The 11,692-nt window shown below is 71.1% G+C and carries 11 protein-coding genes and 3 tRNA genes; 6 read left to right on the top strand and 8 right to left on the bottom strand.

The window, feature by feature from the left end; translation table 11 throughout:
- Positions 1-122: 122 nt before the first annotated feature.
- From AB0K34_RS22355 to AB0K34_RS22385, 7 genes are all read right to left on the bottom strand, one after another.
- Positions 123-1,274 (bottom strand): hypothetical protein, encoded by a 1,152-nt coding sequence (locus AB0K34_RS22355; RefSeq protein WP_301177339.1) that lies wholly within the window; start codon positions 1,272-1,274, stop codon positions 123-125.
- Positions 1,275-1,399: 125 nt separating this feature from the next.
- Positions 1,400-3,721: a carbamoyltransferase HypF gene (gene hypF, locus AB0K34_RS22360; protein WP_138640324.1), complete on the bottom strand. Its 2,322-nt coding sequence runs from the start codon at positions 3,719-3,721 to the stop codon at positions 1,400-1,402.
- Between the two features lie 113 nt (positions 3,722-3,834).
- On the bottom strand, positions 3,835-4,470 hold the full coding sequence (locus AB0K34_RS22365; protein WP_138640325.1) for an SRPBCC family protein: 636 nt from the start codon (positions 4,468-4,470) through the stop codon (positions 3,835-3,837).
- Entirely contained in the window at positions 4,467-4,817 is a 351-nt protein-coding gene (locus AB0K34_RS22370) for a metalloregulator ArsR/SmtB family transcription factor (protein WP_138640326.1), read from the bottom strand. The genes AB0K34_RS22365 and AB0K34_RS22370 overlap by 4 nt, the downstream gene beginning before the upstream one ends.
- 51 nt (positions 4,818-4,868) lie before the next feature.
- Entirely contained in the window at positions 4,869-5,462 is a 594-nt protein-coding gene (locus AB0K34_RS22375; RefSeq protein ID WP_138640327.1) for an FMN reductase, read from the bottom strand.
- Positions 5,459-6,538 carry an LLM class flavin-dependent oxidoreductase gene (locus AB0K34_RS22380; RefSeq protein ID WP_138640328.1) on the bottom strand — a complete coding sequence of 360 codons (1,080 nt, stop codon included), beginning with the start codon at positions 6,536-6,538 and terminating at the stop codon, positions 5,459-5,461. The genes AB0K34_RS22375 and AB0K34_RS22380 overlap by 4 nt, the downstream gene beginning before the upstream one ends.
- Positions 6,539-6,779: 241 nt before the next feature.
- Entirely contained in the window at positions 6,780-7,700 is a 921-nt protein-coding gene (locus AB0K34_RS22385) for a MerR family transcriptional regulator (protein ID WP_205719556.1), read from the bottom strand.
- A gap of 72 nt (positions 7,701-7,772) precedes the next feature.
- Here AB0K34_RS22385 and AB0K34_RS22390 point away from each other — a divergent pair, with 72 nt between their 5' ends.
- Positions 7,773-8,585, top strand: coding sequence for a maleylpyruvate isomerase family mycothiol-dependent enzyme (locus AB0K34_RS22390; RefSeq protein WP_205719557.1), 813 nt, complete (start codon positions 7,773-7,775; stop codon positions 8,583-8,585).
- 104 nt (positions 8,586-8,689) lie between these two features.
- On the opposite strand, the gene AB0K34_RS22395 is transcribed toward AB0K34_RS22390, so the two are convergent.
- Positions 8,690-9,271, bottom strand: a complete 582-nt coding sequence (locus AB0K34_RS22395) for a YceI family protein (RefSeq protein ID WP_138640329.1) — start codon at positions 9,269-9,271, stop codon at positions 8,690-8,692.
- Positions 9,272-9,358: 87 nt separating this feature from the next.
- On the opposite strand from AB0K34_RS22395, the gene AB0K34_RS22400 reads away from it, so the two are divergent.
- From AB0K34_RS22400 to AB0K34_RS22420, 5 genes are all read left to right on the top strand, one after another.
- On the top strand, positions 9,359-10,162 hold the full coding sequence (locus AB0K34_RS22400) for a universal stress protein (RefSeq protein WP_138640330.1): 804 nt from the start codon (positions 9,359-9,361) through the stop codon (positions 10,160-10,162).
- A gap of 154 nt (positions 10,163-10,316) precedes the next feature.
- The gene (locus tag AB0K34_RS22405) at positions 10,317-11,285 is read left to right on the top strand and encodes a CHAP domain-containing protein (protein WP_364550591.1); all 969 of its coding nucleotides are present in this window, start codon (positions 10,317-10,319) and stop codon (positions 11,283-11,285) included.
- 42 nt (positions 11,286-11,327) lie between these two features.
- Positions 11,328-11,400, top strand: a tRNA-Gly gene (locus AB0K34_RS22410).
- A gap of 27 nt (positions 11,401-11,427) precedes the next feature.
- Positions 11,428-11,498: transfer RNA gene (locus tag AB0K34_RS22415), tRNA-Cys, on the top strand.
- Positions 11,499-11,512: 14 nt separating this feature from the next.
- A tRNA-Val gene (locus AB0K34_RS22420) sits at positions 11,513-11,584 on the top strand.
- Positions 11,585-11,692 lie beyond the last annotated feature (108 nt).

Raw genomic sequence — 11,692 nt, forward strand, 5'->3', positions numbered from 1 at the left:
GCCGTGACCATGACGAGCTGGATGGCGCGGCCAGACTCCCCACAGGCAAAGCATCAAACATAGGCGTCAAGGGAATGAAGGGGCCGTTTGAGCACTCGCAACCAGCCATCCGGCAGCAGGCATCAGAAGATGTAGTCGGCTCCGCAACCCCCACTTCTGGACAGGTTTGCAGAGAAGCCGCCTTCGATCACCCTCCCGAACGAATCGAGGCCGTTCAGACAAGCGTATAGAGGCTCGTCAGAGCCGAGGACAACTGCTGATGCGACATTCGGCTTTCGCGGGATGGTACTCGTGACACGCATCGGTCTCCCCTCGGAGAAAGAGAAGATGACGGTGCTCGACGATTCTTTCTTCTTCATGACGCCGTAGCCGGTGCGGCCGTCCGGGTTCATCACCGCGGATGTGATCAGGGAGTCATCCGACTGACGGAACAGGACCCGACCCGCACGGACGTCTGTCCCAGGCTCGTCAGTGTCGAGCGCGTGCACGGTGACACCCTGGATCTTGCTTTCGACAGGCATATCCGGCTGCAGCGCCTGCCCAGGCTGAACTTCGGCTCCGGGAACAGACCCGATGTGGACGTCGCCGATGGTGTAGCCGAGCGTCCGACCGTCCTGGGCCCAGACGATCTGACCGATAACCGACGGGGTCGCCGTCGTCCAGGTGCGGCGATGGCCCGAGTCGATGTCGAGGACGGTCACGTTGGCGCGCGGCTCCGGAGGGCGCTCGCCGTCTCGTGTACACGGAGCCGTCGTGTAGGCGAGGCGGTCACCGTCCAGGCTCAGCGCCAATCCGGCAACGAGGGCCGGGACGGCGCCATGGTGAAATGGCTTGATGCTCCTCACCTTGCCGTCCGCGCCCAACTCGCCTCGATAGAACCGCGACTCGCACGGCTTCTTCCGTGTGGCGGCGACAATGAAAGTCCTTTTGGGGCCCGCGAGGATTGTCTGGGCTTCGCCGGCGGACGGAGGGCGCTCGACCGAGCCCACCAGCCGTGGTCGTCCGTCCGGCTGGAAGGCGAGCACCTCGAACCATGGCGCGGGGCCTTCATCCTGCCGAGCATCCGCCATTCGCTGCACCGTGAGCATGAAGCGCGGGCGCTGGTCGCCCGAGCGAGGCGTCGTGAAGGGGTCTTGGTCGTCCGCCAGCAATTGCACGGCGGCGATGGACATCACGACCGCTGCGGCCATGGCCATCGGTGCAGCCCAGCGCCGTACTCGCCATGACAGCGGCTCCCGATCCAGCGAATCATCCAATCCGTCCATGTCCACCATGGGATGATCATGCCGTCCCCTATGCCGCCGCGCGGCTCATTGGCGCAAATGGCCTCTCATGACTACCCACGCGGCGTGCTCGATGAATACAAGCCGGCTCCCTGCGAAAGACACCGCACGCGAGGTCAACCGCAAGATTGCCGGGCGGTGGCCACGGCCGCCTGGCCGAGGCTGATACCGCCATCGTTGGGTGGGACGCGGTGATGGGTCAGCACGTCGAAACCTGCGTCCGCGAGGCCCGATGCAGTCCGTTCCAGCAGGAGCATGTTCTGGAACACGCCGCCGGAGAGAGCGACCACACCGAGGCCGGTCCTCTCGCGTATTCGGGACGCGGCGTCCACCACCAGCGCGGCGACGCCGTTGTGGAAGCGGGCGGCGATCACCGGAACGGGAACGTCCGCGCGCAGGTCGGTCACCACCGCGTCCAGTAGGTCGTCCCCGGCAACGGTGAAAGACACCGATCCGGTGATGGCCGCCGGATATGCGGCACGTTCGGAGTGGTCGGCGCGCTGCTCCAGTTCTATTGCGGCTTGGCCTTCGTAGTTGACGCGGTCACGGACGCCGAGGACGGCGGCGACGGCGTCGAAGAGCCGTCCCATGCTGGAGGTGAGCGGTGCGTTGACGCTGCGCCGCGCCATTTCCGCCACGGTCGGCCACTCGGGGCGTCCGGCCACCGGGAGGTCTTCGGGGACGCCGTAGGCGGCCGCCATCCGCCAGGGTTCGCGGATCGCGGCGGCGCCGCCCGGCAGCGGAACCGGGTCCAAATGGCCGGCTCTTTCGAAACCGTGGAGGTCGGCGACGAGGAATTCGCCGCCCCAGAGCGTGCCGTCCGTCCCGTATCCGGTGCCGTCGAACGCGACGCCGATCACCGGGCCGTCAAGGCCGTTGTCGGCGAGGCAGGAGGCGATGTGCGCGTGGTGGTGCTGGACGGCGATGACCGGCAGATCCTGGTCGAGCGCGTATTTGGTCGACAGGTATTCGGGATGCGGGTCGTAGGCGATGAGTTCGGGGACGATGTCGAAGAGCCGCCGGAAATGCGCGATGCCCTCTTCGAAGGCGCGGAGCGTCTCGTAATTCTCCAGGTCGCCGATGTGCTGGGAAAGGAACGCCCGGCCGTCGCGGGTCAGGCAGAACGTGTTCTTCAGCTCGGCGCCGCACGCCAGGACGGAGCGCCCTTTCGCGATCGGGAGCGGCTCGGGCGTGTAGCCGCGAGACCGGCGCACCGGCAGCGTGCGTCCCCGGAAGACGCGCACCACGGAGTCATCGGTGCGGGTGTGGATGGGGCGATCGTGCAGCAGGAATCCGTCGGCGATCCCGCTGAGGCGTTCGAGCGCGTCGGCGTCCCGGTGGGCGATCGGCTCGTCCGAGATGTTCCCGCTGGTCAGCACGACCGGTTCGGTGACGAGGAGGTTGTGCAGCGGGGTGTAGGGCAGCATGAGCCCGAGGTACCGGCCGCCGGGTGCGACGGCGTCGGAGAGTGCCGCGTCCGGGCGACGGCGCGCCAGCACGATCGGGCGGCGCGGGCCGGTGAGCAGCGCCTCCTCGGCGTCGGACAGTGCGCACAGGCTCCGGGCGGCGGCCAGGTCGGGGACCATGACGGCGAACGGCTTGTCCTCGCGGTGCTTGCGGGCGCGGAGCGCGGCGACCGCACTCCCGCACGCCGCCCGCACCGCGAGGTGGTAGCCGCCGAGGCCCTTCACCGCGAGGACGGCGCCGGCAGCGAGCAGATCACGCGCAGCCTGCAGCGGGTCGCGAACAACAGGCTCCCCCCAAGTGGCATGCGGATCGCAGACGCCAGACACCCCAGAAGCGCCATACGGGCCCGACCCACAAGCGACATGGAGGTCGCGAACGACCCCACGGTGGTCGCCGGGCGTGTGCAGGATGAGGGAAGGGCCGCAGGCGGGGCAGCACGTCGGCTGGGCGTGGAACCGGCGGTCGGCCGGATCCGCGTACTCGGCGGCGCACGCCCCGCACATCGCGAAGCCGGCCATGGTGGTGTTGGGACGGTCATACGGGACGTCCTTCACGATCGTGAAGCGCGGCCCGCAGTTCGTGCAGTTGATGAACGGGTATCCGTACCGCCGGTCGCCCGGGTCGCGCATCTCGCGCAGGCAGTCGTCGCAGGTCGCGGAGTCCCAGGAGACGAGCGCCCGGCGCTCCCCCGACGCGTCGCTGCCCACGATCGTGAAGCCGGCCCGCCCGCGCACGTCCAGCCGACGGGTGGTGAGGCGTTCGACGACCGCGAGCCGCGGCGGGCGCGCGCGCAGCCCGTCCAGGAAGCGGCCGATCTCGTCGGGTGCGCCTTCGACCTCGATGAACACGCCGCCCGCGTCGTTGCCGACGAGCCCGGACAGCCCGAGGCCGGTGGCGAGCCCGTGCACGAACGGCCGGAATCCGACGCCCTGCACGACTCCCTCGACGCGGACGCCCATCCTCACGTCCATCCGCGTCATTCTGCCGAGCCGCGCTCCAAGGCCCGGGAAAGGCGAGGCAGAGCGCGTTCTACGGCTGACCGGCGCCGGACAGGGGACGCCGGAGCGGCGTCACGTCCGAAGGGTCATTCCGCCTCGCCCGTGTAGGCGGCGATGGTGCGGTCGGCGGCGGCGCGGGCGGCGGCCTCGTCGGCGCCGGCGGCGACGTGCGCCGTGAACCAGGACTCGCCGCTCTGCCGGGTGAACTCCTTGCCCTCGTCCGACAGGGACCAGTCGGGGCCGACCTCGTCCGGGGCGCTCTTGCCGGTCGCCAGGTGCAGGGCGAGGCCGAGCAGGCCCTGGTCCCAGCCGATGCCGACGGCGCCGGGGCCGAACTGGTCCCAGATGTCGTCGCCGACGTGGGCGATGTGCTCCAGCTCGAACCGCGCCCGGCCGTCCGCCTCCGGGGTGAGGCGGACCTCGATCCAGGACGTCTGGCCGCCGTACTCCCAGGTCGCGGCGAAGCCCTTGGGCCGGTCGCAGCGCTCGATCGTCCCGCCGGCGTTGCCTTCGAGCTGGTACCGGCCGCCGAGCCGGAGGTCGCCGGAGACGGGCAGGAACCAGCGCGGGATGCGCTCGGGATTGGTGACGGCGTCCCAGAGGTCCTCGACGTCGGTGTCGTAGACCTGGCTGACCGTCGCGGTGCGCGCCGTGCCGGTCTCCAGTACCCGCTCGCCGACCGCGCGCCGGACCGCGTTGATCTGCCCCGTGACTTCGATCATGGTTCGCTCCCTGAGTCGTCGTTTCGGCGTGCGCGCCTGCCCCGCGCGATCTCGGTCGCCAGGGCGTCCAGATGCGGAGTCCAGAACCGGCGGAACCGGTCGAGCCAGGCGTCGATCTCCCGCAGCGGAGCGGCGTCGACGGCGTAGAGCCGGCGCGTCCCCTCCGCCCGCACCACCGCGAACCCGCTGTCGCGGAGCACCTTCAGGTGCTGCGAGACCGCGGGCTGGGAGATCCCGAACTCCTCCCGGACGACGGCCGTGACCTCACCGGAGGACCGCTCGCCGTCGGCGAGCAGCTCCAGGATCCGACGCCGTACCGGGTCACCCAGAACATCGAACGCGTGCACGTCCCCAAAACTACAGGCTCAGCTTATATAAGCCAAGCCTTAAAAAGGGATTCAGCCGCCGGCGAGGAGCCGCTCGAAGGGCACGGGGTTCTCGTAGAGGTCCTCCTTGGCCGGGGCCGGACGGGCCTGGATCAGCGCGGCGAGTTCGGCGCCGGCGCGGGCGATGCGGTCGGGCAGGCCGGTCTCGCCGCTCCCCCAGTCCTCCGACGCCGCGTAGACGGCCGTCGGGGCCACGGTCGCGCGCAGGTAGGCGAACAGCGGGCGCATCGCGTAGTCGATGGCCAGCGAATGCCGCCCCGTACCGCCGGTCGCGCCGAGCAGCACGGGCTTGCCCTCCATCGAGTCCCGCTCGACGACGTCGAAGAACGTCTTGAACAGGCCGCTGTAGGACGCGTTGAAGACGGGCGTCACGGCGATGAGGCCGTCGGCGCCCGCCACGGTCTCGACGGCCTCCCGGAACGGCCCGGACGGGAAGCCGGTGAGCGTCGCGTCGACCATGGCGTGCGCGTGGTCGCGCAGCTCGATCGTCTCGACGGCGGCGTCCGCGCCGAGCGCCTCGGCCGCGGCGGCGGCGAGGCGGTCGGCGAGCAGCCGGGTCGAGGACGGCTGCCCGAGCCCGGCGGAGACGACGGCGAGGGTCGTCATCGGACCTCCTCGGTGAGGCGGGACGCGTGGGTCGGGGCGGCCGCCGGGACGTGCGCCGGGCGCAGCGCCTCGAACTCCTTGCGCAGCACCGGGACGACCTCCTCACCCAGCATGTCGATCTGCTCCAGGACGGTCTTCAACGGCAGCCCGGCATGGTCCATCAGGAACAGCTGGCGCTGGTAGTCGCCGAAGTGGTCGCGGAACGTCAGGGTCTTGTCGATCACCTGCTGCGGGCTGCCGACCGTCAGCGGCGTCTCGGAGGTGAACTCCTCCAGCGACGGCCCGTGCCCGTAGACGGGCGCGTTGTCGAAGTACGGGCGGAACTCGCGGACGGCGTCCTGGGAGTTCTTGCGCATGAACACCTGCCCGCCGAGGCCGACGATCGCCTGGTCGGCGGAGCCGTGCCCGTAGTGCTCGAAGCGCTGCCGGTACAGGCCGATGAGGCGCTGGAAGTGCTCGGTGGGCCAGAAGATGTGGTTGGCGAAGAAGCCGTCGCCGTAGTAGGCGGCCTGCTCGGCGATCTCGGGGCTGCGGATCGAGCCGTGCCAGACGAACGGCGGCACGCCGTCCAGCGGGCGCGGCGTCGAGGTGAACGACTGGAGCGGCGTGCGGAACTTGCCCTCCCAGTCGACGACGTCCTCGCGCCAGAGCCGGTGCAGCAGGTGGTAGTTCTCGATCGCGAGCGCGATGCCGTCGCGGATGTCCTTGCCGAACCAGGGGTAGACCGGGCCGGTGTTGCCGCGTCCCATCATCAGGTCCACCCGGCCGTCGGCGAGGTGCTGGAGCATCGCGAAGTCCTCGGCGATCTTCACCGGGTCGTTGGTGGTGATCAGCGTGGTCGCGGTGGACAGGATGAGCCGCTCGGTACGGGCCGCGATGTAGCCGAGCATCGTCGTCGGGGAGGACGGCACGAACGGCGGGTTGTGGTGCTCGCCGGTCGCGAAGACGTCCAGGCCCGCCTCCTCGGCCTTGAGCGCGATCGCCACCATCGCCTTGATCCGCTCGGCCTCCGTCGGCTCCCGGCCGTTGGTCGGGTCGGGCGTGACGTCGCCGACCGTGAAGATCCCGAACTGCATGGCGGCCTCCGAAATAGTAGAACCTTCAACTATTCTACCGGAACCGCGCGTGCAGGGCGCGTATTCCGGCCGCCGACCAGTGCCTTCCGGGGAGCGGACCAGGGCCTCCAGGGGCCAGCCCAGGGGGCATGCCAGGGCCTGCGTGCCGGGGGTGCGGCAGGGGTGCTCCAGAGCGTCAGAGCTTCAAAGCGTCAGAGCTCCTGGCCAGTCCGTCAGAGCTCCAGGCCAGTCCGTCAGAGCGTCAGGCGGCGGCGTGCGCGATGTCGCGTTCGAGCGCGTCGACCAGCCAGGTGTTGATCGTTCCGGCGGTCGCGGGCTCGCCGGTGACCTCGGAGAACAGCGTCCAGTACCGGCGGAGCCGCGGGTCCTGCTCCATGGCGACGGCGGGCAGCAGGTCGCGCCGGAAGCGCCGGGTGTCGCGCTCGTCCCGGCCGGCCGCGTGCGCCGCGACGAACAGGTCGAGGGCGGGACCGGGGCAGGGCTCGGCGCCTGCGGCGACCAGCGGGGCCGCCAGCGCCGCCGCCTCGCCGAGACCGGTGATCAGGGTCGGCTCGTCCCGCACCCGGTCGGCGTTCACCCGGCCGAGGGCGCGCAACTCGCGCAGCAGCGGCCGATCGCTCGCGACGGCGACCATCCCGGCGTAGGCGACGACCTGCCGGGGCGTCGGGTCGGCGGGCGGCTCCGGCACGCTGCGCTCCAGGAACTCGCGCACCGCCGCGTCCGGCAGCGGGACCAGGATACGGCGGCGCCAGAACTCCAGCAGGACGTCCCGCGCGGCCGGGCCGTCGTGGACGGCGGCGAGCAGGTCCAGGCGCGCCGCCCGGTCCGCCGGGGCGGCCTGCTCGACGGCACGCAGCGAGGCGCGGCGCCAGGCGAGCGCGGCCAGCTCAGTGTCGACGGCGCGCCGCTCGGCGGTGACGGCCTCCTCCAGCGAGCGGTCCCCGGCGAGGACGGACGTGACGGCCGGCAGGCCGAGCCCGAGGGCGCGCAGCCGCCGGACGAACCGGAGCCGGTCCACCGCCGCGGCGTCGAACCGCCGGTGCCCGCCCGCGCTGCGCTCAGGCTCCAAAAGCCCCTCGTCGCAGTAGAAGCGGATCGTGCGCACGGACACCCCGGTCAGCGCCGCCAGGTCGCCGATCCCCAGCGTTGTGTCTTCGCTCACACCAGTTGAACCTCCAGCAGGCTGGAGGTCCTACCTTACGAGCGCCAACGAGGAGACCACTGCAGAAGACCTATGGAGGGAGACGACGTGCTGGAGGCCGCACGTTTCAAGGAGGGCCTGCGCGAGCATGCCCGGGGGCTCGCGGAGGTCGCGGCGGGCGCTGACCCGTCCACGCGGGTGCCGACCTGTCCGGAGTGGACGCTGCAGGACCTGGTCGGGCACGTCGGCCAGGCGTACCTGTGGGCGACCGACCTGGTGCGGACGGGCGGCACCGACGTCATCGACAGCCTGCCCCGCACGGTGCCGGACTCCCCCGCCGCCTGGCCCGGCTGGCTGAGCGACGGTGCGGAGGCACTGATCACCGCGGTCGAGGCCAAGCCGGACGAGACCGTCGACCACCCCATGCTCGGGGCGTGGCCGACCGTCATGTGGCTGCGGCGGATGGCGAACGAGTCCGCCGTCCACCACGCCGACGCGGCACTGGCCGCGGGGACCGCGTTCACGGTGGCGCCCGACCACGCCGCCGATGTGATCACCGAGTTCCTCGGGCTGCTGACGGCGCCGACGGCGGCCGCACACAAGCCGGAGCTGGCGGAGTTGCGCGGGACGGGCGAGACGCTGTGGCTGCGCCCGGCGGAGCCGTCCCTGCCGGGCTGGCTGATCACCCGCCAGCCGGACGGGCCCGTCTTTGAGGAGGGGCCGGGCTCTGAAGGGGGCGCAGGCTTCGAGGAGAGGGCGCGGGGCGCGGATGTGACCGTCGCCGGGCCCGTCCAGGAGTTGCTGCTGCTGCTCGCCCGGCGGCTCGCCATGGCCGACGCGGCCGGGCTGAAGGTGACCGGCGACGCGTCCCTGGTGGACCACTGGCTCGCGCACACGGCCATCTAGCCGGACACTCCCGCGTCCCGGCCATGCGGGGGCCGGCCGGGATGCGGCCAGGCGCGGGCATGGTCAGGCCCACATGTCAGGCGCGCGGAGTCGGGCGCACCCGGTCAGGCCGGGGTGTCCGCCGTGGCGAGGACGGCCTGGATCTCCAGCCCGATGGTGATCTCGTCGCCGAGCATGACCCGGTCGCCCTGCAGCGGGACGTTGAACTCGATGCCGAAGTCGCGGCGGCTGATGGCGGCCGTCGCGGTGAAGCCCGCGCGGGTGCCGCCCCACGGGTCGGCGCCGACGCCGTGGAACTCGGTCAGCAGCCGCACCGGACGCGTCACGTCCTTGATCGTCAGCTCGCCGTCCAGGTGGTAGCGGGGCGAGCGGGCGCGGCGGCCGACGGTGGCGCGCTCGATCCCGGTGCCGGTGAACATCATCACGGGGTGGCGCTGGACGTCCAGGAAGTCGGCGGAGCGGACGTGCTCGTCCCGCTCGGCGCTGCGGGTGTCGATCGAGCCCATCCGGATCTCCGCGCGGGCGGTGGAGTCCAGCGGATCCTCGCCGATCACGACCTCGCCCCCGAAGTCGAGGAACGAGCCCCGCACGGTGGTCATCAGGTGCCGGATCGTGAAGGTGATCTCGGAGTGGACCGGATCGATGCTCCAGCGGCCGGCTTCGAGGTCGGAAACCTCGGCGCCCATGAAAATCCCCCCAAAGAGTGACAACCAGGAAAAAGTACCTCAAATCCCATCTGGTCTGAGGGGCCGCCCCGGGGGAATGCTCGGTACATGATCGGTGAACACGTCCTGGCCGGCTATGTCCCCGACGCGGGCGGCCGGGAGGCGCTGGACCTCGCGCGCGGCATCGTCGCGCTGACCGGCGGCCGGCTCAGCGTGGCGACCGTCCACCCGCCGGACCTGCCGGCCGCCGCCGGCGAGGCCCGGGCCGCGCTGGACCAGCTCGCCGACCAGCTGGACGACCAGCCCGCCGACCTGCTCGTCCAGGAGGGCCGCAGCGTCGGGCGCGGGCTCACCGTGCTGGCCAGCCGGATCGGCGCCGACCTGATCGTCGTCGGCTCCCCCGAGGGCGGCGCCCGCGGCCGGATCGGCATCGGCGCCGCCGCCGACCACCTGCTGCACTCGGCGACCGAGGCCGTGATGCTCGCCCCGTCCGGCTACGCCCCGCCGGACGAGCCGAGCCGGATCACGGTCATGTACGTCCGGCGGCCCCAGTGCGAGGAGGCCGTCATCCGCGCCGCCCAGGCCGCCGAGCGGCTGGAGGTGCCGCTCCGCCTCGTCACGCTCGCCGTCGGGGACGTCGCCGGCGACCCGCTCCGCGACGACCTGGCGCTCGCCATCCGGCTCGCCCTCGACTCGGCCGACCTGCTCCCGGAGGAGGTGACCGCCGAACTCGCCGAGGGCGACGACGTGGCCGACGCGCTGGACGACGCGGACTGGACCGACGGCGAGCTGCTCGTGTGCGCGTCCAGCGAGGACGCCGCAGCCCACCGCGTCTTCCTGGGCGAGGTCGCGCTCAAGGTGCTGCGCGCGGCGCCGTGTCCGGTCACCGTCCTCCCGCGTGGCTACTACTGAGTAGTCCGTTTTGACCGTTTATCGGGAACCGCTTGCCGCCCCTCGTTTACCTCCGCTACATTCCGTCGAGATCGGAGCGTGACCATTGGAGCGGGGCACGTTCCGCCCCGGTCGGGCGCACCCTGCCCGAACGAGCGAGGCGCAGGGGAGCGAGATGGACCCGATCGGCAAGAAGCTGCTCGACATCGCCAAGACCGAACTCGGCTACACCGAGAAGGGCGACGGGTACACCAAGTTCGGCGAGTGGTACCGCAAGAACGTCGACGGCGACCACGACGAGTACTTCTCCACCGCCCCCTGGTGCGACATGTTCCTCGCCTGGGCCGCCGACAAGGCCGACGTCACCGACCAGGCCGGGCAGTTCGCCTCCACCGTCGACCACGCCCAGTGGTTCAAGAAGAACGACGCCTGGGGCCACGACCCCGAACCCGGCGCCATCGTCTTCTACGACTGGAACGGCTCCGGCGACATCGACCAGATCGACCACGTCGGCATCGTCGAGAAGGTCGACGGCCGCACCCTCCACACCATCGAGGGCAACGCCGACGGCTACAAGCTCATGCGCAAGACCCGCGACATGGACACCGTCGTCGGCTTCGGCTACCCGTCCAAGATCAAGGTCGAGGCCAAGTACACCCCCAAGCACGCCGCCCCCGCCCCCACCGTCGACAAGGTCGGCGCCCCCGTCACCGCCGCCAAGACCCACGAGGCCGAGCACAGCGCCCCCGCCGAGCAGCTCCCCACCCAGGACGTCGTCCTCGGCGGCATCCTCGCCTTCATCCTCTGCGGCACCGTCGCCCTCGCCGCCGGCCGCGCCGCCGCCGCCAAAGCCCCCACCACGCCGCCGATCCGCGTCCGCAAGCGCGGCAAGCACCACCGCCCCTCCACCCCCGTCGCCCTCCCCGCCGACGTCACCCCCGCCGACCTCGACGCCGCCGACGCCGGCACCACCCTCATGCCCGCCCTCTCCCTCGCCGCCGCCCACGAAGCCGAGGACCGCGAGTTCTGGGGCCGCATCGCCCACCTCGAAGAGGACAAGGAACTCGACTTCTGGAACACCCTGCACGCCGACCTCACCGACTCCGAGGCCGCTCCGTACGCAAGCACTCCAGGATTCCGCTAGAGTTGTCCATGCGAGCCCGGGGGGCGACCCCCGGACCGACACGCGGACGTGGCTCAGTTGGTAGAGCATCACCTTGCCAAGGTGAGGGTCGCGGGTTCGAATCCCGTCGTCCGCTCTGAGAGGCCCCATCAGGTCTCGCTCTGGTGGAGTGGCCGAGAGGCGAGGCAACGGCCTGCAAAGCCGTGTACACGGGTTCAAATCCCGTCTCCACCTCGCAGCACGCACAAGGGCGATTAGCTCAGTGGGAGAGCGCTACCTTGACACGGTAGAGGCCACTGGTTCAATCCCAGTATCGCCCACTTCGGAGTGGGAGTGGTGTGCTCGGAGCCCTGGGGGTCCTCGCCGCCACTCCTTCGTCATTTGACCCGGGGGGCGACCCCCGGACCCCCGATGTGGGGGGCTCCGCC

This window comes from Actinomadura sp. NPDC049382, assembly GCF_040677125.1.
GTDB classification, from domain to species: Bacteria; Actinomycetota; Actinomycetes; order Streptosporangiales; family Streptosporangiaceae; genus Spirillospora; species Spirillospora geliboluensis.